The following is a 22,924-nucleotide window of genomic DNA, read 5'->3' on the forward strand; positions in this document are numbered from 1 at the left end:
GCGCCGGGCGTTCAAGCGCCGAACCGGACCGGCCCGCACGGCGGTCGAGGAATGGATGTGACCGGCCCGCGGACATGGCACGGCAACCGAACTGCCCCCCTTGATCCCCCGGGCGCACCGGTCGGGTGACCCCTGCGCCGACTGATCGTGATCTTCCGCCGCGGACCGGAGACGGTCAAGTCCGCTGTGGGGCGGTATGCGTCGGTGTTTGACTGAACACCATCAAATTTGGTCGAACCGTGATCTCCGCGGAAGGGGCATCCCGTACAACCCTGCGCCGGCCCCGGACGACGGGCGGGCCACGGCGTTCAGCCGTGGCCCGCATCCGCTCCCCGCGACCGCCCGCGTCGGTCAGCCCACCAGGCCCAACTCACGGGCGATCAGCATGCGTTGGACCTCGCTGGTGCCCTCGCCGATCTCCAGGATCTTCGAGTCCCGCCACATGCGGGCCACCGGGTACTCGTTCATGAAGCCGTAGCCGCCGTGGATCTGCGTGGCGTCACGGGCGTTGTCGACGGCGACCGTCGACGAGTACAGCTTCGCCAGCGCCGCCTCCTTCTTGAAGGGCTCGCCGCTGACCAGACGGGACGCCGCGTCGCGCCAGGCGAGACGGGCGGTGTGGGCCTTCATCTCCATGTCCGCGATCTTGAACTGGATGGCTTGGTTCGCGCCGATCGGACGGCCGAAGGCGTGACGCTCCTTCGCGTACGTCACCGACTCGTCCACACAGCCCTGCGCCAGCCCGGTGGCGAGCGCCGCGATGGCGATCCGGCCCTCGTCGAGGATGCGCAGGAACTGGGCGTAGCCGCGGCCCGGTTCGCCGAGCAGGTTCGCCGCGGGCACCCGCACGTCGGCGAAGGACAGCTCGCGGGTGTCCGAGGCGTTCCAGCCGACCTTGGAGTACGGCGCGGCGACGGTGAAGCCCGGCGTGCCGGACGGCACGATGACGGACGAGATCAGCGGCCTGCCGTCCGGCTTGCGGCCGGTGACCGCGGTGACCGTCACCAGGCCCGTGATGTCCGTGCCCGAGTTGGTGATGAAGCACTTGGTGCCGTTGATCACCCACTCGTTCGTCGACTCGTCCAGCCGGGCCGTCGTGCGCGTCGCGCCCGCGTCGGACCCGCCGTCCGGCTCGGTCAGACCGAAGGCGCCCAGGATCTCGCCGGAGCACAGCCGGGGCAGCCACTCGCGCTTCTGCTCCTCGGTGCCGAACAGATGGATCGGCATGGCACCGAGCGAGACGCCCGCTTCGAGGGTGATGGCCACCGAGGAGTCCACGCGGGCCAGTTCCTCCAGCGCCACGCCCAGCGCGAGGTAGTCGCCGCCCATGCCGCCGTACTCCTCGGGGAAGGGCAGGCCGAACAGGCCCATGCGGGCCATCTCGCGGACGATCTCGTAGGGGAACTCGTGCCGCTCGTAGTAGTCGCCGATCTTGGGGGCGATCACATCGTGTGCGAACTCCTCGACCGTGCGGCGGAGTTCTTCCAGCTCGGGGGAGAGTCGGTGGTCCATGGTGCGTCACGGCTCCTGGTGGGAGAGGGCTCGAACGGTGCGGGACGGGCTGGGTCGGCCCAGGTGTCCGGCCATCCACACGCTGGTCGCGGTGAGACGGCCGAGGTCGACTCCGGTGTCGATGCCGAGGCCCTGGAGCATCCACACGAGGTCTTCCGTGGCGAGATTGCCGGTGGCGCTCTTCGCGTACGGGCAGCCGCCGAGGCCGCCCGCGGAGGCGTCGACGGTGGTGACGCCGTGTTGCAGGGCGGCGAGGGTGTTGGCCAGGGCCTGGCCGTAGGTGTCGTGGAAGTGGACGCCGATCGCCGAGGTCGGCACGCCCTCCTCGTTCAGCTCGGACAGCAGGTCCTGCACATGTCCCGGGGTGGCCACGCCGATCGTGTCGCCCAGGCTGAGTTCGTCGCAGCCCATGTCCATCAGGGCCTTGCTGATCCGCACGACGCGGTGGATCGGCACCGACCCTTCCCACGGGTCGCCGAAGCACATGGACAGATAGCCCCGCACATGGATCCCCTCGGCCCGCGCCCGTGCGACCACCGGCGCGAACATCGCCAGGGCCTCGTCGACCGTGCGGTTGAGGTTGGCCTTGGCGAACGACTCCGTCACGCTGGCGAAGACCGCGATCCGGCGGACGCCCAGCGCCAGGGCCCGGTCCAGCGCGCGGTTGTTCGGCACGAGGACCGGCAGGGCCACCGGCAGATCGGCGACGAGCGGGTACAGCCGGTCCGCGTCGGCCAGCTGCGGCACCCACTCGGGGCGGACCAGGCTGGTGGCCTCGATCGTGGTCAGACCCGCGTCGGCGAGGCGGCGGATGAACTCCGCCTTCACCTCCGTCGGGACCGCGTCCTTCTCGTTCTGGAGGCCGTCGCGGGCGCCGACCTCGTGGATCCGGACCCGGGCCGGCAGGTCCGGGGCCGGGACGACCATGGGGAGGCCCGGTTCCGGGGTGCTCATGCCGTCTCCTCCTCCGCCGGGGCGATGACCGCGAGCACCTGGTCCATGGCGACCGTCGTGCCGGGGCCGACGTCCAGTTCGGTCACGGTGCCGGCGTGCGGGGCGGAGATGACGTGCTCCATCTTCATCGCCTCCACCACCAGCAGGCTCTGGCCCGCGCTCACCTCGTCGCCGACGGCCACCTTCACCACCGTGACCGTCCCCGGCATGGGAGCGGTGAGCGAGTCGGCGCCCGCATGGCCGGCGCGGGACAGGGACGCGGCGACCGGATCGTGGTCGCGGACCTGCCAGGCGTCGCCGTCGCGGCCGAGCCAGGTGCCCCCCGGCAGAGCGGCGAACGTGTGGCTGACACCGTCCAGCCGGAAGGTGAACCGGGAGTCCGTGCCCACCGTCGCCGTGCCCCCGGATCCGCGGACCGGGGACTCGGCGTCGTCGAACAGCAGCTCGAACCCGCCGTCCGCCGTGCCGCGCAGGCGCACGGTGACCGGGTCGTGCCCCGGCACCCGCAGATGGTGGGCCGTCCACGCCCGTTCGCCGCCCAGGCGCCATCCGTCCGGGACGGAGAACGGATCCACCCAGCCCGAACCCGGCGCGGGGTCGAGGCCCGCCCGGCGCAGCAGCGCCGCCGCCGCGTAGACCTCCGCCGGGACCTCGTCCCGGGTGAGCCCCGCCGCGTCCCGCTCCACCAGCCCGGTGTCCAACTCGCCCGCCACGACCGCGGGATGGGCGAGCAGCCGGCGCAGGAACCCGGCGTTGGTCTGCACGCCCAGCGTGACCGTCTCCGCCAGGGCGGCCCGCAGCCGGCGCAGGGCCGTGGCGCGGTCCGGCCCGTACGCGATCACCTTGGACAGCATCGGGTCGTAGAGGCTGCCGACCTCGGTGCCCTCGCTGAGCCCGGAGTCGGTCCGGACGCCGTCGCCCCGGGGCTCCGACAGCCGCAGCACCGTGCCGCCGGACGGCAGGAAGCCGCGGGCCGGGTCCTCGGCGCAGATCCGGGCCTCCACGGCGTGCCCGGTGAGCGTGACGTCCTGCTGGGCGAGGGCGAGCGGCTCGCCCGCCGCCACCCGCAGCTGCCACTCCACCAGGTCCAGTCCGGTGATCAGCTCGGTGACCGGGTGCTCCACCTGGAGACGGGTGTTCATCTCCATGAAGTAGTACGAGGAGGGGTCCCCGCCCGGCACGATGAACTCCACCGTGCCCGCGCCGACATAGCCGCAGGAGCGGGCCGCCTGCACCGCGGCCTCGCCCATCGCAGCGCGCGTGGCCTCGTCCAGCAGGACGCTCGGCGCCTCCTCGATGACCTTCTGGTGCCGGCGTTGCAGGGAGCACTCGCGCTCCCCGAGGTGGACGACATTGCCGTGGGCGTCGGCCAGGACCTGGATCTCGATGTGCCGGGGCCGCTCGATCCACCGCTCCACCAGCAGGGTGTCGTCGCCGAAGGAGGCGCGGGCCTCCCGGCGGGCCGCGGCGATCTCGTCGGCCAGCCGCTCGGGCTCCCGCACCAGCCGCATGCCCTTGCCGCCGCCGCCCGCCGACGGCTTCAGCAGGACCGGCATCCCCATCTCCCCGGCCGCCTCGGCGAGCCGGTCGTCGGAGAGTCCGGAGCCGCTCGAACCCGGTACGACCGGGACGCCCGCCGCCCGCACCGTCTCCTTGGCGCGGATCTTGTCGCCCATCAGGGCGATGGCCTGCGCGGGCGGTCCGACGAAGACCAGCCCGGCCTCGGCGCAGGCGCGGGCGAAGCCGGCGTTCTCGGCGAGGAAGCCGTAGCCCGGGTGGACGGCGCCGGCGCCCGTGCGGGCGGCGGCCTCCAGGATCCGGTCCACCGACAGATAGCTCTCGGCGGCCGGCGCCGGCCCGATGCGCACGGCCGTGTCGGCCTCGCGCACATGCCGGGCGTCGGCGTCGGCGTCGGAGAAGACGGCCACGGAGCGCACGCCCATCGACCGGAGCGTACGGATCACGCGTACGGCGATCTCGCCCCGGTTGGCCACAAGGACTGTCTCGAACATCGTGATGGGTTCCCTCACATCCGGAAGACGCCGAACTGGGGGTCACCCAGCGGGGCGTTGGCGCACGCGGTCAGGGCCAGGCCCAGCACCTGCCGGGTCTCCAGCGGGTCGATCACACCGTCGTCCCAGAGTCGTGCCGTCGCGTAGTAGGCATTCCCCTGACGCTCGTACTGCGCACGGATCGGGGCCTTGAAGGCCTCCTCCTGCTCGGCCGGCCAGTCCTCGCCCCGCGCCTCCGACTGGTCGCGCTTGACCGTGGCGAGGACGGAGGCGGCCTGCTCGCCGCCCATCACGGAGATCTTGGCGTTCGGCCACATCCACAGGAAGCGGGGGGAGTAGGCCCGGCCGCACATGGAGTAGTTGCCCGCGCCGTAGGAGCCGCCGACCACCACGGTCAGCTTGGGGACGCGGGTGCAGGCGACGGCCGTGACCATCTTGGCGCCGTGCTTGGCGATGCCGCCGGCCTCGTAGTCCCTGCCGACCATGAACCCGGAGATGTTCTGGAGGAACACCAGCGGGATCCCGCGCTGGTCGCACAGCTCGATGAAGTGGGCGCCCTTCTGCGCGGACTCGGAGAAGAGGATGCCGTTGTTGGCGACGACGCCCACCGGGTGGCCGTGGATGCGGGCGAAGCCGGTGACGAGGGTCTGCCCGAACTCCGCCTTGAACTCGGCGAAACGGGAGCCGTCCACCACGCGCGCGATGATCTCGCGGACGTCGTAGGGGGTGCGGGAGTCGACCGGCACCGCTCCGTAGAGCCCGAAGGGGTCGGCCTTGGGTTCGACGGTCGGCCGCACCTCCCAGGGCAGCGGACCGCGCGCGGGGAGGGTGGAGACGATGGTGCGGACGATGCGCAGCGCGTGCGGGTCGTCCTCCGCGAGGTGGTCGGTCACCCCGGACACCCGCGCGTGCACCTCGCCGCCGCCGAGCTCCTCCGCGGTGACGACCTCACCGGTGGCGGCCTTCACCAGCGGGGGACCGCCGAGGAAGATCGTCCCCTGGTTGCGCACGATCACGGCCTCGTCGCTCATCGCCGGGACGTACGCGCCGCCGGCGGTGCACGAGCCGAGCACGGCGGCGATCTGCGGGATCCCGGCGCCCGACATCCGCGCCTGGTTGTAGAAGATCCGCCCGAAGTGCTCGCGGTCGGGGAAGACCTCGTCCTGCATGGGCAGGAAGGCGCCGCCGGAGTCGACCAGGTAGACGCAGGGCAGACGGTTCTCCAGCGCCACCTCCTGCGCCCGCAGGTGCTTTTTCACCGTCATCGGGTAGTACGTGCCGCCCTTGACGGTGGCGTCGTTGGCCACGACCACGCAGTCCCGGCCGGCCACCCGGCCGATCCCGGCGATGACGCCGGCGGCGGGCGCCTGGCCCTCGTACATCCCGTCGGCGGCCAGCGGGGCCAGCTCCAGGAACGGCGAGCCCGGGTCGAGGAGCGTGTCGACGCGGTCCCGCGGCAGCAGCTTGCCGCGGGCGGTGTGCCGGGCGCGGGCCTTCTCGCCGCCGCCCAGCCGGGCCGTGGCGAGCTTGGCACGCAGTTCCTCGACGAGGGCGCGATGCGCCTCCTCGTTGGCGCGCCAGGCCTCCGACGCGGGGTCCGCCGCGCTCGTCAGCTCCGGTGCCTGATCCATCCTGCGGCCCCTCACCTTGTTAATGAGCGTTAACGCATTTCCTTCAGGTTAACGAGCGCTAACCTCCCTGTCTAGAATTGCTTCCATGGCCACCAGAACCGACGCCCCCACCCGTCGTGAGCAGATCCTCAAGGAGGCCGCCCGGCTGTTCGCCGAGCGCGGCTTCCACGGAGTCGGAGTCGACGAGATAGGTGCCGCGGTCGGGATCAGCGGCCCCGGCCTCTACCGGCACTTCGCGGGCAAGGACGCGATGCTCGCCGAGCTGCTCGTCGGCATCAGCGGGCAGCTGCTCACCGGCGGCAGACGCAGGGTCGCGGAGGCGGACGGCGACGCCGGGGCGGTCCTCGACTCGCTCATCGAGGGCCATATCGACTTCGCGCTGGACGACCGCCCGCTCATCACCCTGCACGACCGCGAGCTGGACCGCCTCCGGGACAGCGACCGCAAGCTGGTCCGCCAGCTCCAGCGCCAGTACGTCGAGCTGTGGGTGGAGGTGGTGCGCGAGGTCTACCCGGCGCTCACCGAGCCGACGGCCCGTTCCGCGGTGCACTCGGTCTTCGGTCTGCTGAACTCGACGCCGCACCTCGGCCGTCCGGGTTCGCTCCCCGGCCGCCCGACGACGGCGGCGCTGCTGCACCGGATGGCCCGGGGCGCGTTCGCGGCGGCGGGGGAGTAGCCCGGGGCGGAGCGTGACGAGCGTTACGGAGGCCTCCCTTTACGCGGGTTCGTACTCGCCGGTACGGTTGAGTGAGCAAGCGCTTAGACATGTACCCGGTGGAGGAGGCGGCGTGCGCCGTACGGTGTTCAACGAGGATCACGAGGCGTTCCGGGAGACCTTGCGCGCCTTCATCGAGGCCGAGGTCGTACCGGTCTACGACGAGTGGTTCGCCGCGGGCCAGGCGCCGCGCGAGTTCTACTACAAGCTGGGTGAGCTGGGCATCTTCGGCATCAACGTGCCCGAGGAGTTCGGCGGCGCGGGCATGGACAGCCACAAGTTCGAGGCCGTCCTGTACGAGGAGACCGCTCGCGCGGGCGTTCAGTTCGGCGGTTCCGGCGTGCACGTGCTGCTCGCCCTGCCGTACATCAAGATGCTCGCCGACGACGAGCAGAAGAAGCGCTTCCTGCCCAAGTTCGTCACCGGCGAGGAGATGTGGGCCATCGCCATGACCGAGCCGGGCACCGGGTCCGACCTCGCGGGCATGAAGACCACCGCCAAGCTCTCCGAGGACGGCACCCACTACGTCCTCAACGGCGCCAAGACCTTCATCACCGGCGGTGTGCACGCCGACAAGGTCATCGTCTGCGCCCGGACCTCCGCCGCGACCGCCGAGGACCGCCGCTTCGGCATCTCCCTGTTCGCCGTCGACACCAAGTCCGAGGGCTACTCGGTCGGCCGCAAGCTGGACAAGCTGGGACTGCGCACCTCCGACACGGCCGAGCTGGCCTTCGTCGACGTCAAGGTGCCGGTCGAGGACCTGCTCGGCGAGGAGAACAAGGGCTTCTCCTACCTGGGCCACAACCTCGCGTCCGAGCGCTGGGGCATCGCGTTCGGCGCCTACGCGCAGGCCAAGGCCGCCGTCCGGTTCGCCAAGCAGTACGTCCAGGACCGCACGGTCTTCGGCAAGCCCGTCGCCCACTTCCAGAACACCAAGTTCGAGCTGGCCGCCTGCCAGGCCGAGGTGGACGCCGCCGAGGCCGTCGCCGACCGCGCGACGGAAGCCCTGGACGCCGGTGAGCTGACCGCGGCCGAGGCGGCGAGCGCCAAGCTGTTCTGCACCGAGGTCGCGCACCGCGTCATCGACCGCTGCCTCCAGCTGCACGGCGGCTACGGGTACATGAACGAGTACCCGATCGCCCGCCTGTACGCGGACAACCGCGTGAACCGCATCTACGGCGGGACCAGCGAAATCATGAAGTCGATCATCGCGAAGGACATGGGTCTGTAAGGCCCGCGAAACCACGCGCCAGTAGAAAAGGTGCCATGAACGAGGCACTGCAGGGCCTCCTCGATCTGCTCGACCTGGAGCAGATCGAGGAGAACATCTTCCGCGGCCGGTCCCGGTCGGCCGTCATCCCCCGGGTCTTCGGCGGACAGGTCGCGGCCCAGGCGCTCGTGGCCGCCGGACGCACGGTTCCGGCGGACCGGCCCCCGCACTCCCTGCACGCGTACTTCCTGCGCACCGGCGACCCCGGCGCGCGCATCGTCTACACCGTCGACCGCATGAACGACGGCCGCTCCTTCACCGCGCGCCGGGTCGTCGCGGTCCAGCACGGGCAGCCGATCTTCGCCCTCTCCGCGTCCTTCCAGAAGCACGAGGAGGGCTTCGACCACCAGACGCCGATGCCGCGGGCACCCGACCCGGAGACGCTGCCCACCTCCCGGGAGCGGCTGAGCGGGTACGCGCACCTCGACGCGCGGGTGGTGGAGAAGTTCCTGGAGGCACGCGCCGCGGTCGATCTGCGGTACGTCGACGAGCCGCCCTACGGCCGGTTCGGGGAGCCGCGCGAACCGCACTCGCAGGTGTGGTTCCGCGCCGACGGCAAGCTCGCCGACGACCCGCTGCTGCACGTCGTCCTCGCGACCTATGTCTCCGACATGACGCTCCTCGACTCGGTGCTGCTCGCGCACGGCCGCGGCGGCTGGGCCGTGGGCGACGTCGTCGGCGCGTCCCTGGACCACGCGATGTGGTTCCACCGGCCCTTCCGGGCCGACGAGTGGCTCCTGTACGACCAGGAGTCCCCGTCGGCACACGGCGGCCGGGGCCTCGGCCAGGCCCGTATCTACACCCAGGACGGCCGCCTGGCCGTCTCGGTGATCCAGGAAGGCGTCGTGCGGGCCCCCCGGAAGCCGTAGCGCCCGCCGCCGTCCCGGCCCGGAGCAGTCCCGCCTCCGCCGTCCCCGCCTAGAGCAGTCCCGCCTCCGACAGCAGATACGCCGTCATCGGGTCGTAGTAGCGGGGGCTGACCACGTGGTCGTCGAGGGGGACCGTCACCTGGACGGTGCCTTCGGCCTCCGCGATGAACAGGGCGGGGTCGTTGCAGTCCGCGTAGCCGACGGAGTCGATGCCGTGCCGGCCGGCGTAGCCCGCCCAGCCGTGGTCGGCGACCACCAGGTCGGGCAGCGGGCGGCCCTCGCGCTCCAGGGCCGTGAGGACGGCCTTCATCGGCTCCCCCGAGTGCGTGTGCCACAGGGTCGCCCCGTGCTCCAGCACCGCCACGTCCGCGAACTGCATGACGTAGCCCTCCTCCGTCTGGAGGCCGTCCGGGATCACCACGATCTCGCAGCCGGCGGCGCGCAGCGCGGCGGCCGTCGCACGGTGCACGTCGAGCAGGCCGCCGGGGTGGCCGGTGGCGAACAGGACCCGCTGCCCGCCGTCCGCGGCCTTGCGCAGCCGGGCCGCCAGACGCTCCAGGGCGGCGACCGTCAGCTCGGGGTCGATGGTGTCCTGGCCGTACCGGTACTCGGGATCGTCGTTCACGCCGACCCGCTCGGCCATCACCGCGAGCACGTCCTGCTCGTCGGTCCAGCGGTCGCCGAGCTCCAGGCCGAGCCAGAAGTTGCGGACGCCGTTCGACAGTTGGCGGTAGTGGGAGAGGTTGTTCTCACGCGGGGTGGCGACGTCGCCCGCGATTCGGGTCTTCACGAGGTGCTCGACGAGCTCGGCGCGGCTGGGTGTCCCGGATATCGGCATGGCTCCCATTGTGAGGCACGCGCCGGGGCCGGGCCCCGGCGTCCCGCACGCTGGGACATGGCTCACTCACCCGGTCCACGGCTGCCGCAGCGCGAACCACAGCTCCATCCGGACGTCCGGATCGTCCAGATCCGCCTCCAGCAGCGCGGCGCACCGGGCGATGCGCTGGCGCACGGTGTTGCGGTGCACCGACAGGGCCACCGCCGTACGGTCCCAACTGCCGTGCAGGGACAGCCAGGTGCGCAGCGTTTCCGCCAGGGCGGGCACCGCGGCCACGGGCGCGAGCAGCGCACGGGCGTGGTCGCGCGCCTCGTCGGGCGGGACCAGATCGGTCAGCCCGGTGTGCGCGCCGTGGCGCAGCAGGGGCGCGCGGGTGGCGCGGGCGCGGGCCAGCGCGCGGGCCGCCTGGGTGTCGGCGGCAGGCCAGTCGTGCGGTTCGACGGCGGCGCTGACGCCGAGGGTCCAACCGGGTTGCGGCGCCGGTTCGCGATCGGCGGGCACCAGCACCCGTACGACGTCCTCACCCGGGTCGACCAGGGGCGAACCGAGCGCGGCGCCGAGCGCGGAGGCGGCGACCGGCACCCGGCGGTCCCCCCGGCCGGAGCCGGCCGGCTGCTCGGCGGCCGCGTCGTCCGGCCGGGCGTGCACGACCAGCCACCGCTCGGCGCCCAGCAGCGGCGCCACCTCGTGCGGCGCGGCCCCCAGCAGCAGCCGCACCAGCGCGCGGGAGCGGGCGGCGCCCGTGCCGATGAGGTGCTCCCCGGTCAGCAGGGACAGCAGCACCGCGGCGACCGAGGCGATGGCGTGGTCGCCGGGGTCGCGGTGGGGGGCGGCGACCCCGAGCACGAAGCCCTGCCCGGTGCCCAGGGCGTAGGCGGCCAGATGGGTGCCGGCGACGGTGTCCGTGGCCGAGGCGGGGGAGGGCCGCGCGGGGGGCGGCGGGGCGCCGGCCGGGTCGCCGGGTCCGGCGGACGCGCCGTACGGGCGGACCACCGCCGCCAGCTCCGCCAGGGGTGCGGCGACCTCGCTCACCGGCGCCCGGCCCGCCGCGGCGATCTCCGCGCCGTCCGGCCCGAACAGCACCGCGCGGCAGCCCACCCGCTGCGCCAGCTGCCGCAGCACCGACGGCACCGGGTCCGGGCGCGCGGCGGCGGCGGCCAGGCTCTGCTGGGCCTCGGTGACCCGGCGCAGTTCGGCCAGCCGGGCCTGGGCGATCAGCTGCCACACGGCGCGGGCCACACCGGAGAACGTGGTCTGCGGCGGGACCTCCAGCAGCGGCAGGTCGTACGCGTCGCAGGCGGCGACCAGGGCCCGCGGCACCCGGTCGTGCACGGGCGCCACACCGAAGCCCAGGGCGGCGCCGCCCGCCTGGACGATCCGGGACACGTAGTCCTCGAAGTAGGTCCCCGAGCCGGCCGCCTCCGGGATGTGCACGCCCGCCGTGAGCAGCAGCTCGCCGCCCAGCAGATACGGGTAGGGGTCGGACATCTCCGAGGTGTGCGCGCCGTGGATCACCACGCCGGCCCCGGCGGGCCCGGCGATCTGGCGCAGGGCGAGGTCCTCGCGGTTCAGCAGCGCGGACAGCGGAACCGGGGGGCCGGGCGGGACGGCCGGCGACTCGGACATGGTGTGCGTTTCCTCCAGTCCGTTCGGCTCGAATGGATGAAACGTACACTTCGCAGTCGCTTTCCGGCCACCTAAGGTCGGACCCGACCGGCAACCGCGGGTACGGGCGGATGTCCCCGCGAGGTCACCGGACACCCTCCCACCCCCCTCTGCACGACACGCCACCGACAGTGCGCGAAGGAGAGCCCCATGGCCGTCGACTACACAGTGATCGTCGTCTATCTGGCCGGCATGCTGGCCATGGGCTGGTGGGGCATGCGCCGCGCCAAGTCGAAGAGCGAGTTCCTGGTCGCGGGCCGCCGGCTCGGTCCCGCGATGTACTCCGGAACCATGGCGGCGATCGTCCTCGGCGGCGCGTCCACCATCGGCGGTGTCGGCCTCGGCTACCAGTACGGGCTGTCCGGCGCGTGGATGGTGTTCACCATCGGTCTCGGACTGCTGGCGCTGAGCGTCTTCTTCTCGGCGCGGATCGCCCGGCTGAAGGTCTACACCGTCTCCGAGATGCTGGACCTGCGCTACGGCGGCCGGGCGGGGGTTATCTCCGGACTGGTCATGTGGGCGTACACCCTGATGCTCGCGGTGACCTCGACCATCGCGTACGCCACGATCTTCGACGTCCTCTTCGACATCAACCGCACCCTCGCGATCGTCCTCGGCGGCTCGATCGTCGTCGCGTACTCCACGCTCGGCGGCATGTGGTCGATCACGCTGACCGACATGGTGCAGTTCGTGGTGAAGACCGTCGGCGTGCTGCTCCTGCTGCTGCCCATCGCGGTCGTCAAGGCCGGCGGTTTCAGCGAGATGAAGGCCCAGCTGCCCACCGAGTACTTCGACCCGCTGGGCATCGGCGGCGAGACGATCTTCACCTACGTGCTGATCTACACCTTCGGCATGCTGATCGGCCAGGACATCTGGCAGCGCGTGTTCACCGCGCGCAGCGACCGCACGGCCAAGTGGGGCGGCACCGTCGCCGGCACCTACTGCCTCGTCTACGCCCTCGCCGGCGCCGTCATCGGCACCGCGGCCAAGGTCCTGTACCCGAACCTGGCCAGCGCCGACGACGCCTTCGCCACCATCGTCAAGGACGAGCTGCCGGTCGGTGTGCGCGGGCTGGTGCTGGCCGCCGCGCTCGCCGCCGTGATGTCGACCTCCTCCGGCGCCCTGATCGCCTGTGCCACCGTCGCCAACAACGACATCTGGTCCCGGCTGCGCGGCGCCGTGGGGCCCGCCGGCCAGGAGCACGACGAGGTCAAGGGCAACCGGACCTTCATCCTGCTGATGGGGCTCGCCGTGATCGGCACCGCCATCGCGCTCAACGACGTCGTCCAGGCGCTGACCGTCGCCTACAACCTGCTCGTCGGCGGCCTGCTCGTGCCGATCCTCGGCGGGCTGCTGTGGCGGCGCGGCACCGCGCAGGGCGCGCTCGCCTCGGTCGTCGTCGGCGGCCTGTCGGTGATCGTGCTGATGGCGACGCACGGCATCCTCGCCAACGAGCCCGTGTACTACGGCCTGCTCGCCTCCCTCGCCACCTACGTCGTGGTGTCCCTGGCGACGAAGCCGACCGACGAAGCCGTCCTCGCCGCCTGGCGCGAGCGGCTCGCCGGCCGGTCCCCCGAACCCGTGTCCGAACCGGCCGCGGCGCACCAGTAGAGTCGCAGGCGACGTACATAGCGGCATATACGCGACATGCTTGAGAAAGAAGGCAGTTCCTCATGACCAGCAACGAGACGCCCCGCGGCCCCGTCGACTCGTCCCGCGTCCCGCGGTACGCCGGTCCCGCGACCTTCGCCCGGCTGCCGCGCCTCGACGAGGTCGGCCGCGCCGACGTCGCCGTCGTGGGCGTCCCGTTCGACTCGGGCGTCTCGTACCGGCCGGGCGCCCGCTTCGGCGGCAACGCGATCCGCGAGGCGTCCCGGCTGCTGCGCCCCTACAACCCGGCGCAGGACGCCTCCCCGTTCGCCCTCGCCCAGGTCGCCGACGGCGGTGACATAGCCGTCAACCCGTTCAACATCAACGAGGCCGTGGAGACCGTCGAGGCCGCCGCCGACGAGCTGCTCGGCACCGGCGCCCGGCTGATGACGCTCGGCGGCGACCACACCATCGCGCTGCCGCTGCTGCGCTCGGTCGCCAAGAAGCACGGCCCGGTCGCGCTGCTGCACTTCGACGCCCACCTCGACACCTGGGACACCTACTTCGGCGCCGAGTACACCCACGGCACGCCGTTCCGCCGCGCGGTGGAGGAGGGCATCCTCGACACCGAGGCCCTCTCCCACGTCGGCACCCGCGGCCCGCTCTACGGCAAGCAGGACCTCACCGACGACGCGAAGATGGGCTTCGGCATCGTCACCTCCGCCGACGTCTACCGCCGCGGCGCCGACGAGATCGCCGACCAGCTGCGCCAGCGCATCGGCGACCGCCCGCTGTACATCTCCATCGACATCGACTGCCTGGACCCGGCGCACGCGCCCGGCACCGGCACCCCCGAGGCCGGCGGCATGACCTCCCGCGAGCTGCTGGAGATCCTGCGCGGCCTCGCCTCGTGCAACCTGGTCTCGGCGGACGTCGTCGAGGTCGCCCCCGCCTACGACCACGCGGAGATCACCTCGGTGGCGGCGTCCCACACGGCGTACGAACTGACCACGATCATGTCCCGCCAGATTGCAGAGGCTCGCTCGAAGTGACGCACGACCACGACCTGGTCCTCCGCCCCACCGCGGCGCAGACGGAGGCCGCGCTGAACCCGCCCCCCGGCCGCAACGGCGGCGACCTCGTCGTGGAGACCCTGGCCGGGCTCGGCGCGACGACCGTCTTCGGCCTGCCCGGCCAGCACGCGCTCGGCATGTTCGACGCGCTGCGCCGCTCCGACCTGCGGTACATCGGCCTGCGGGTGGAGAACAACGCCGGGTTCGCGGCCGACGCGTACGGGCGGATCACGGGGGAGGCCGCGCCGCTGCTGCTGTCCACCGGCCCCGGCGCGCTGACCTCCCTGGCCGCGCTCCAGGAGGCGCGGGCCGCCTCCGCCCCGGTCCTCGCGATCAGCAGCCAGATCCCCACGGCCGGCCTGGGCGGCGGCCGCCACGGCTATCTGCACGAACTCCCGGACCAGGCGGCCTCGTTCCGCGGGGTGGTCAAGTCCGTGCACACGGTCCGTACGCAGTCCCAGATCCCGTCGGCGATCGCACAGGCCTGGCAGTCGGCGCTGACGGCGCCGCACGGCCCGGTCTGGGTGGAGATCCCGCAGGACGTGCTGCTCGCCGGGACCGCGATCCCGGTCGTGACCGGGGTCGACGCGACACCGCAGGAACTCGCCCCGCGCCCCGAGCTGACCGCCGTGGCGGCGGAACTGCTGTCGACGGCGTCCCGGCCCGCGATCATCGCGGGCGGCGGAGTGGTCCGCGCGGACGCCTCGGGCAAGCTGCTCCGGCTCGCGGAGAAGCTCGCGGCGCCCGTGGTGACGACCTTCGGCGGCAAGGGCGCCTTCCCCTGGCGGCACCCCCTGTCGTTGCAGTCGTGGCTGGAGGACCGGCACACCACCGACTTCCTGGAGGACGCGGACGTCCTCCTCGTGGTCGGCTCCGGCCTCGGCGAACTCTCCTCGAACTACCACACCTTCAAGCCCCGCGGCCGGGTCGTCCAGATCGAGGCGGACCTCGGCAAGCTGGAGTCCAACCACCCCGCCCTCGGTATCCACGCGGACGCCCGCTCGGCCCTCCAGGCACTGCTGGAGACGGTGCGCGAGCGCACGGACGAGACCGCCCCCGAGCGGGTGCGCACGCTGCTGGAGAAGGTCGCCCGCCGTATCGCGGGCCAGGAGCTCACGCTGGAGCAGGACGTGCTGGCCGCGGTGCGCCGGGCGCTGCCGCCGCGGTCCCCGTCCTTCTGGGACATGACGATCCTGGCCTACTGGGCCTGGTCGGCCTTCGACCCCGGGACCCCCAACACCATGCACTCCGCCCAGGGCGCCGGCGGCCTCGGCTACGGCTTCCCGGCGGCCCTCGGCGCGGCCGCCGCCGACCCCACCCGCCCGGTGCTGGCGGTCTCCGGGGACGGCGGCGCCCTGTACTCGATCGCCGAACTGGCGACGGCCCGCCAGTACGACCTCGACGTCACCTGGCTGATCGTCGACGACGGCGGCTACGGCATCCTGCGCGAGTACATGACCGACGCGTTCGGCCAGGCCACGGCGACGGAGCTGACCCGGCCCGACTATGTGGCGCTGGCCGAGTCCTTCGGCGTCCCCGGCGTCCGTACGACGCCCGCGACGCTCGAGGCGGACCTCAGGACGGCACTGGCCTCACCGGGACCGTCGGTGGTCGTCCTCCCGGCGGTGCTGCGCATGTTCGCGCCCACCCACCTGGACTGAGGCGCGGCAGGCCCTAGCAGGCGCCCGGGCCGACCCCGTCGATCCGGCCGCCGAAGTCGCCGAGGTAGCGCGAGCGCCAGTCGCCGTTGAACACGTCCCGCTTCTCCACCGGGCTCCAGTTGATGAAACAGGCGCGGGTGCTCGCGACGGCCGAGCCGACATGGTCGTGCAGATACGACGGCATGTCGCGATAGCCGCTGCGTGCCGTCCACTCCCAGTAGTTCCCGCTGAAGCCCTCGCCGCTCCAGAAGCACACCGAGCCGTCCGGGCAGGACGGGGGCGCCGCGGCGGACGCGGTGCTCTGGGCGGCCGGCAGGGCGAGGGCGGTCAGCGCGAGGGCGGCGGCGGCGGACCAGCAACGAAGATTCACGTCGGTCTCCAGACCTTTCGGGAACAGGGTTCGCCCCGGCGGAAGTGCCGGGGCGATGCCATCGTCGCGGCACCGCCGCGCGGCCCGCCCGGATCCGTGGTCCACACCACCTCAAGGAAGGAACCAGGAGCTCAGCGGCGTGATCGTCGCGGACACAGGGCTCCGGTGCGCCGGGGCGTACCCGCTGCGTGCACGCCCGTGGCCGGGGCCGCCGAATGTTTCGGCGGGATGAAATCCGCCCCCGCGCGCGTTGGTGACTTGCGGAAGATCAGGTCGAACGGAGGGCACCCGCGTGGCAGTGCAACGGGGAGAAGACAGGGGCTGGGCGCGACGACTCGCCGGGTACGCCTGGCGGCATCGCACGGACGTGATCCTGGCCCTCGGCTCCTCCCTGGCCGGGATGGCCGTGCTGGCCCTGGTCCCGCTGATCACCAAGGTGATCATCGACGATGTGATCGGCGACCGGACCCGGGAGATGGGGCCCTGGGCAGGCGGCCTCGTCGGCGCGGCCGTGCTGGTGTACGTCCTCACCTACGTCCGCCGCTACTACGGCGGCCGTCTCGCCCTCGACGTCCAGCACGACCTGCGCACGGACATGTTCGAGACGATCACCCGGCTCGACGGGCGGCGTCAGGACGAACTGTCCACCGGGCAGGTCGTCGGCCGGGCCACCAGCGATCTCCAGCTGATCCAGAGCCTGCTGTTCATGCTCCCGATGACGATCGGGAACTTCCTGCTCTTCCTGATCTCCCTCGGCATCATGGCGTCGCTGTCCCTGCCGCTCACCTTCGTCGCGCTCGCCGTCGCACCCGCGCTCTGGGTGATCGCCAAACGCAGCCGCAGCCGGCTGCACCCGGCCACCTGGTACGCCCAGGCGCAGGCCGCCGCCGTGGCCGGCGTGGTGGACGGCGCGGTCAGCGGCGTCCGCGTGGTGAAGGGGTTCGGGCAGGAGGACCAGGAGACCGGCAAGCTGCGCGAGGTCGGCCGGAAGCTGTTCGCGGGCCGCCTGCGCACCATCCGGCTGAACTCGGTCTACACCCCCGCCCTCCAGTCGGTGCCCGCCGTCGGGCAGGTCGCGATGCTCGCCCTGGGCGGCTGGCTCGCGGTCCGCGGCCAGATCACGCTGGGCACGTTCGTCGCCTTCTCCACCTATCTCGCCCAGCTCGTCGGGCCGGTCCGGATGCTGGCCGTCGTCCTCACCGTCGCGCAGCAGGCCCGGGCCGGCACCGAGCGCGTCCTGGAGCTGATCGACACCGAGCCCACGCTGCGCGACGGCACCAAGGACCTCCCCGCCGACGCCCCCGCCACCGTCGAGTTCGACGACGTCTCCTTCGGCTACGACGCCGAGCGGCCGGTCCTCGACGGCCTCTCCTTCGAGATACGCCCCGGTGAGACCCTCGCCGTGGTCGGCTCCTCGGGCTCCGGGAAGTCGACCGTCTCCCTGCTCCTGCCGCGCTTCTACGACGTCACGCACGGCGCCGTCCTGGTCGGCGGCCACGATGTGCGCGAGCTGACCCTGGACTCGCTGCGGGCCGCGATCGGGATGGTCCCCGAGGACTCGTTCCTCTTCTCCGACACGGTCCGCAACAACATCGCCTACGGCCGCCCCGACGCCACCCGCGAACAGATCGAGGAGGCGGCGCGGGCGGCCCAGGCCGACGGCTTCATCGCCGCGCTGCCCGACGGCTACGACACCGAGGTCGGCGAGCACGGCCTGACCCTCTCCGGCGGCCAGCGCCAGCGCGTCGCGCTGGCCCGCGCGATCCTCACCGACCCGCGCCTGCTCGTCCTCGACGACGCCACCTCCGCCGTGGACGCCCGGGTCGAGCACGAGATCCACGAAGCGCTCAAGCAGGTGATGCGGGGCCGTACCACCCTGCTGATCGCGCATCGCCGCTCCACCCTGGGCCTCGCGGACCGCATCGCCGTCCTCGACTCCGGGCGCCTCGCCGACCTGGGCACCCACGAGGAGCTCCAGGAGCGCTCCGCCCTCTACCGCCGTCTGCTCACCGACCCGGACGGGCTCGGCGGCGTCTCCCCGGGCCACGCCCAGCCCGTCGCACCGCCCGAGGACACCTCCCTGCGCGACGAACTGGACGCCGAGTTCGACGCCGAGCGCGGGGTGACCCCGCGCCTGTGGACCGGCGACCGGGAGCCGAAGGACACCGGGCTGGCCGGCACGCCCGCCACCCCCGAGCTCCTCGCCCAGGTCGACGCCCTGCCGCCCGCCACCGACGTCCCCGGGGTCGACGAGGCGAGCGCGGTGCGGCCCGAGGACTCGTACGGGCTCAAGCGGCTGCTGCGCGGTTTCGGCGTGCCGCTCCTGATCAGCCTGGGCCTGGTCGCCGTCGACGCCGGGTCGGGACTGCTGCTGCCGGTCCTGATCCGGCACGGCATCGACAGCGGCGTCGGGGAGATGGCCCTCGGCGCGGTCTGGGCCGCTTCCCTGCTCGCCCTGCTCGCCGTCCTCGCGCAGTGGGCGGCGCAGATCGGCGAGATCCGGATGACCGGCCGCACCGGTGAACGCGTCCTGTACTCGCTGCGGCTGAAGATCTTCTCCCAGCTCCAGCGTCTCGGCCTCGACTACTACGAGCGCGAGCTGACCGGGCGGATCATGACCCGGATGACCACCGACGTCGACGCGCTGTCCACCTTCCTCCAGACCGGTCTGGTCACGGCGTTCGTCTCGGTGGTCACCTTCTTCGGCATCATGGGCGCCCTGCTGGTGATCGACGTGCAGCTCGCCCTCGTCGTGTTCGCGACCCTGCCGCCGCTGATCGTCGCCACGTACTTCTTCCGCAGGGCGAGCGTGAAGGCGTACGAGCTGGCCCGTGAGCGGGTGTCGACGGTCAACGCCGACCTCCAGGAGACGGTGTCCGGACTGCGGATCGTGCAGGCGTTCGGGCGTGAGCGGGACGGCGGCCGGCGCTTCACCGAGCGCAGCGACAGTTACCGTCAGGCCCGGATCCGCGGCCAGTGGCTGATCTCGGTCTACTTCCCCTTCGTGCAGCTCCTGGCGTCGGTGGCCGCGGCGGCCGTGCTGATCGCGGGTGCCGGACGGATCGAGGCGGCCACCCTGACGGCGGGTGCGCTGGTGGCGTACCTGCTCTACATCGACCTGTTCTTCGCCCCCGTCCAGCAGCTCTCCCAGGTCTTCGACGGCTACCAGCAGGCGACGGTGTCGCTCGGCCGCATCCAGGAGCTGCTGCGGGAGCCGGCCTCCACCGAGTCCGCCGACGAGGCCCGCGAGGTCCTCTCCCTGCGCGGCGAGATCGCCTTCGAGGACGTGCACTTCGCCTACGGCGGCGAGGAGGAGGCCCTCAGCGCCGTCGACCTGACCATTCCGGCGGGGCAGACGGTCGCCTTCGTCGGCGAGACCGGCGCGGGCAAGTCGACGCTGGTGAAGCTGGTGGCCCGGTTCTACGACCCGACCGGCGGCCGGGTCACCGTCGACGGCGCGGATCTGCGCACCCTCGACCTCACCTCGTACCGGCACCGTCTGGGTGTCGTCCCGCAGGAGGCGTACCTGTTCCCCGGCACCGTCCGGGACGCCATCGCCTACGGCCGCCCGGGAGCCACCGACGCCGAGGTGGAGGCGGCGGCCCGCGCGGTCGGCGCGCACGAGATGATCGCCACGCTGGAGGGCGGCTACCTCCACGAGGTCGCCGAGCGGGGCCGCAACCTGTCCGCCGGGCAGCGGCAGTTGATCGCGCTGGCCCGCGCCGAACTGGTCGATCCGGACGTGCTGCTGCTCGACGAGGCCACGGCCGCGCTCGACCTGGCGACGGAGGCGCAGGTCAACCAGGCGACGGACCGGCTCTCCGGACGCCGCACGACGCTCGTGGTGGCCCACCGGCTGACCACCGCGGCCCGCGCGGACCGGGTGGTCGTCATGGACCACGGCCGGGTCGCGGAGGACGGCACCCACGAGCAGTTGCTGGCGCGCGGCGGGCAGTACGCCGAGCTGTGGCGGACGTTCGTCGGGTCGGCGGAGCCGGAGGAGCCGGTCGGCGCGTCCCGCTGACGGCCGCGCAACCGAACGCCCTACGTCACGCGTCCGTACACCAGTACGCCAGGTGTCGCGGCACGGAGGGACGGGCGAAGTGGACAGGGGAGCGAAGGGCATACGGCGGCGGCTCGCACTCGGCATGGCCCTGCTGACCGCGTCCGGACTGTTCGCGCTGGCGGCACCGGCGGACGCGCACGCGGCCGCCGGCTGCTCCGGACGCAAGGTCAGGACGCTCCCGTTCTCCACCGGCACCCTGCACGTCTACCGGCAGGGCCGCTACGTCTGCGCCGTCACCCTGGCCGAGAACCCCGGCCGCGAGCGGACGATGTCGGCGAGCGTGCAGGCCCGCGGCCACCGCCCGGTCGCCCGCAAGGGCAAGCGCACCCATCGCATCGGCACTCCGCTCGTCTACGCCGGGCACCGGTGCGTGCGGGTCGCGGGGGAGGTCGGCGGGGGTTCGACCAGCTCGGGCTGGATCCTGTGCTGAACGCCTGGTCAGGGGGCGTTCGCCTGAAACCCTCCTGGTGTGAACAGAGTTGCTCCGATAGCTTCTGGCGCACATCTGTTCACATAGGGAGGGTGCATGCGCAAGGCGCTCAGATGGCTGCTCGCGCTCACCGTGCTCATAGGCACTTTGAGCACGGCGGGGGCGGCCACCGCCGCCCAGCCGGAGGCCGACGGCTCCACCGACATCAAGGAGAGGCTGCTCTCCGTACCGGGGATGAAACTGGTCGAGGAGAAGCCGTACACGGGCTACCGCTTCTTCGTCTTCACCTACGCTCAGCCGGTCGACCACCGCAGGCCCTCCAAGGGCACGTTCGAGCAGCGGATCACGGTGCTGCACAAGGACGTCTCCCGCCCGACGGTCTTCTACACGGGCGGCTACAACGTCTCCACGAACCCCAGCCGCCGTGAGCCGACGCAGATCGTCGACGGCAACCAGGTCTCCATGGAGTACCGTTTCTTCACCCCGTCCCGGCCCGCCCCGGCTGACTGGACGAAGCTGGACATCTGGCAGGCGGCCAGCGACCAGCACCGCATCTTCAAGGCGCTCAAGCCGATCTACGGCCAGAAGTGGCTGTCCACCGGCGGCTCCAAGGGCGGTATGACCGCCACGTACTACGAGCGCTTCTACCCGCGCGACATGGACGGCGTCGTCGCCTACGTCGCGCCCAACGACGTGGTCAACGACCAGGACGCCGCCTACGACCGCTTCTTCGCGGGCGTCGGCACCAAGGAGTGCCGCGACCGGCTGAACGGCGTGCAGCGCGAGGCGCTCGTGCGCCGGGAGCCGCTGAAGCAGCGGTACGCGGAGTACGCGGCGGAGAACGGCTACACCTTCGACACCACCGGCAGCCTGGACAAGTCCTACGAGGCCACCGTGCTCGACTACGTGTGGGGCTTCTGGCAGTACAGCCTGCTGTCCGACTGCGAGTCGATCCCCGCGGACGCCGCGAACGCCACCGACGAGGAGATCTGGAACTCGGTCGACGCGATCGCCGGGTTCTCCTTCTACACGGACCAGGGCCTGGCGCCGTACTCGCCGTACTACTACCAGGCGGGCACCCAGCTCGGCGCGCCCACGATCCACTTCCCCCACATCGAGAAGAAGTACCTGCGGTACGGCTACCTGCCGCCGCGTCACTTCCTGCCGCGTGACATCGAGATGAAGTTCCAGCCGCACGCGATGCGCGACGTGGACAACTGGGTCCGGCACAACGCCGAGCGCATGCTGTTCGTGTACGGCGAGAACGACCCGTGGGGCGCGGAGCAGTTCCGCCTCGGCAAGGGCGCGCGCGACTCGTACGTCTTCACCGCCCCCGGCGCCAACCACGGCGCCAACGTGGCCGGACTGAAGGCCGAGCAGAAGGCGCTCGCCACCGCCCGCATCCTGAAGTGGGCGGGCGTCGCCCCCGCCGCGGTCCAGGCGGACCCGGCGAAGGCCCGGCCGCTGGCCGCGTTCGACGCCAAGCTCGACAAGCGCGGCGCGGAGCGCACACTGCGTCCGTGACGTCCCGCTGCGCCCGCCCGCTACACCGGGCGGGCGCAGCCCACCGGGTTGTCGCCACCGAGCTGCACGTACAGCGCGGTCGAGGCCGCGCAGTCGGCGCGGGTGGCGACCGCCTCGGTCACCTCGAACTCCGGTTTCCGCTCGCCCTTTCCGTCGCACGCGGTCTCCCGGACCTGGCCGCCGCCGGAGTCGTAGACGCAGTCGCCGACGATCGTGCGGGGGCCGCCCCCGCCGCCGGGGTCGCCGGGGTGCGGCGGCTGGAGCGTGCGCATACAGGCGTAGCCCTGCGGGATCGCGCCGTCGCCGTCCTCGTCGTGCGAGGGCCGCTGTTCGCTGATGTGCAGCACGAAGTCCGTGGTCCCGGGGCACGGTGGCCCCTCGCCCACCGTGCCGTCGTGCCGTGCCACCACCCGTGCCGCCGCCCGCTCACCGGTGCAGGGCACCTCGGTGAAACTGGTCGCGCCGAACGAGCTGCACTCGTCTACCGCGAGGAACTCCGCCCCGTAGCCCGACGGCCGGGCCGTCGGCGACACCTCCCGGCCGGCGGTCGGATCGTCCTGCGACCCCTCGCCCGCGGCCCCCTGGCAGCCCGTCAGCAGGACTGCCAGCAGGACCGACAGGACCACCCCCGTGGAACGTCCTTCACGCTCGGTCATCTCCCCCACCCCCGTCCAGCGTGACCCGCCGCGGCGGGACCACGCCAGACACGCTGAGCGCTTTGCGTCAGTTGGGGGTGGTGCGCCG

General features: G+C 72.4%; 17 protein-coding genes. 9 read left to right on the plus strand and 8 right to left on the minus strand.

Features of this window, described 5'->3' with window-relative positions; genetic code table 11:
• Window positions 1-351: 351 nt before the first annotated feature.
• The 4 genes from DN051_RS24675 to DN051_RS24690 are packed head-to-tail and all read right to left on the minus strand — an operon-like array spanning window position 352 to window position 6,109.
• Window positions 352-1,512 carry an acyl-CoA dehydrogenase family protein gene (locus DN051_RS24675; protein WP_053763052.1) on the minus strand — a complete coding sequence of 387 codons (1,161 nt, stop codon included), beginning with the start codon at window positions 1,510-1,512 and terminating at the stop codon, window positions 352-354.
• A 6-nt stretch (window positions 1,513-1,518) separates the two neighbouring features.
• Window positions 1,519-2,466, minus strand: coding sequence for a hydroxymethylglutaryl-CoA lyase (locus tag DN051_RS24680; RefSeq protein ID WP_053763053.1), 948 nt, complete (start codon window positions 2,464-2,466; stop codon window positions 1,519-1,521).
• Entirely contained in the window at window positions 2,463-4,478 is a 2,016-nt protein-coding gene (locus tag DN051_RS24685; protein ID WP_053763054.1) for an acetyl/propionyl/methylcrotonyl-CoA carboxylase subunit alpha, read from the minus strand. The genes DN051_RS24680 and DN051_RS24685 overlap by 4 nt, the downstream gene beginning before the upstream one ends.
• Window positions 4,479-4,492: 14 nt before the next feature.
• Complete coding sequence (locus tag DN051_RS24690; protein ID WP_112439523.1) at window positions 4,493-6,109, minus strand: carboxyl transferase domain-containing protein; 1,617 nt, start codon at window positions 6,107-6,109, stop codon at window positions 4,493-4,495.
• 85 nt (window positions 6,110-6,194) lie between these two features.
• Between DN051_RS24690 and DN051_RS24695 the strand changes: the two genes are divergently transcribed.
• From DN051_RS24695 to DN051_RS24705, 3 genes are all read left to right on the plus strand, one after another.
• Window positions 6,195-6,785, plus strand: coding sequence for an SACE_7040 family transcriptional regulator (locus tag DN051_RS24695; RefSeq protein ID WP_053763056.1), 591 nt, complete (start codon window positions 6,195-6,197; stop codon window positions 6,783-6,785).
• A 112-nt stretch (window positions 6,786-6,897) separates the two neighbouring features.
• Complete coding sequence (locus DN051_RS24700) at window positions 6,898-8,055, plus strand: acyl-CoA dehydrogenase family protein (RefSeq protein ID WP_053763057.1); 1,158 nt, start codon at window positions 6,898-6,900, stop codon at window positions 8,053-8,055.
• Between the two features lie 35 nt (window positions 8,056-8,090).
• Window positions 8,091-8,963 carry an acyl-CoA thioesterase gene (locus DN051_RS24705; protein WP_053763058.1) on the plus strand — a complete coding sequence of 291 codons (873 nt, stop codon included), beginning with the start codon at window positions 8,091-8,093 and terminating at the stop codon, window positions 8,961-8,963.
• Window positions 8,964-9,012: 49 nt separating this feature from the next.
• Here DN051_RS24705 and DN051_RS24710 read toward each other — a convergent pair whose 3' ends face one another.
• Window positions 9,013-9,801: a phosphatase gene (locus DN051_RS24710; protein WP_112442414.1), complete on the minus strand. Its 789-nt coding sequence runs from the start codon at window positions 9,799-9,801 to the stop codon at window positions 9,013-9,015.
• A gap of 66 nt (window positions 9,802-9,867) precedes the next feature.
• Window positions 9,868-11,427 carry a PucR family transcriptional regulator gene (locus DN051_RS24715; RefSeq protein WP_199314669.1) on the minus strand — a complete coding sequence of 520 codons (1,560 nt, stop codon included), beginning with the start codon at window positions 11,425-11,427 and terminating at the stop codon, window positions 9,868-9,870.
• Between the two features lie 189 nt (window positions 11,428-11,616).
• On the opposite strand from DN051_RS24715, the gene DN051_RS24720 reads away from it, so the two are divergent.
• The 3 genes from DN051_RS24720 to DN051_RS24730 all read left to right on the plus strand — a co-directional run bounded on the left by DN051_RS24720 (window position 11,617) and on the right by DN051_RS24730 (window position 15,790).
• The gene (locus DN051_RS24720) at window positions 11,617-13,077 is read left to right on the plus strand and encodes a sodium:solute symporter family protein (RefSeq protein ID WP_112439524.1); all 1,461 of its coding nucleotides are present in this window, start codon (window positions 11,617-11,619) and stop codon (window positions 13,075-13,077) included.
• A gap of 62 nt (window positions 13,078-13,139) precedes the next feature.
• Window positions 13,140-14,108, plus strand: a complete 969-nt coding sequence (speB, locus tag DN051_RS24725) for an agmatinase (protein ID WP_053763060.1) — start codon at window positions 13,140-13,142, stop codon at window positions 14,106-14,108.
• Entirely contained in the window at window positions 14,105-15,790 is a 1,686-nt protein-coding gene (locus tag DN051_RS24730; RefSeq protein WP_112439525.1) for a thiamine pyrophosphate-binding protein, read from the plus strand. The genes speB and DN051_RS24730 overlap by 4 nt, the downstream gene beginning before the upstream one ends.
• Window positions 15,791-15,803: 13 nt before the next feature.
• Here the strand turns inward: DN051_RS24730 and DN051_RS24735 are convergent, their stop codons facing one another.
• Window positions 15,804-16,160, minus strand: coding sequence for a peptidase inhibitor family I36 protein (locus DN051_RS24735; protein ID WP_112442418.1), 357 nt, complete (start codon window positions 16,158-16,160; stop codon window positions 15,804-15,806).
• Window positions 16,161-16,452: 292 nt separating this feature from the next.
• Between DN051_RS24735 and DN051_RS24740 the strand changes: the two genes are divergently transcribed.
• The 3 genes from DN051_RS24740 to DN051_RS24750 all read left to right on the plus strand — a co-directional run bounded on the left by DN051_RS24740 (window position 16,453) and on the right by DN051_RS24750 (window position 22,180).
• Entirely contained in the window at window positions 16,453-20,184 is a 3,732-nt protein-coding gene (locus DN051_RS24740) for an ABC transporter ATP-binding protein (RefSeq protein ID WP_246040657.1), read from the plus strand.
• A 79-nt stretch (window positions 20,185-20,263) separates the two neighbouring features.
• Window positions 20,264-20,656 (plus strand): hypothetical protein, encoded by a 393-nt coding sequence (locus DN051_RS24745; protein WP_053763063.1) that lies wholly within the window; start codon window positions 20,264-20,266, stop codon window positions 20,654-20,656.
• Between the two features lie 96 nt (window positions 20,657-20,752).
• Window positions 20,753-22,180, plus strand: coding sequence for a S28 family serine protease (locus DN051_RS24750; RefSeq protein ID WP_112439527.1), 1,428 nt, complete (start codon window positions 20,753-20,755; stop codon window positions 22,178-22,180).
• Window positions 22,181-22,200: 20 nt separating this feature from the next.
• Here DN051_RS24750 and DN051_RS24755 read toward each other — a convergent pair whose 3' ends face one another.
• A complete protein-coding gene (locus tag DN051_RS24755; RefSeq protein WP_053763065.1) occupies window positions 22,201-22,836 on the minus strand; it encodes a hypothetical protein in 636 nt (211 codons plus the stop codon).
• Window positions 22,837-22,924: the final 88 nt, after the last annotated feature.

The organism is Streptomyces cadmiisoli, from assembly GCF_003261055.1.
GTDB classification, from domain to species: Bacteria; Actinomycetota; Actinomycetes; order Streptomycetales; family Streptomycetaceae; genus Streptomyces; species Streptomyces cadmiisoli.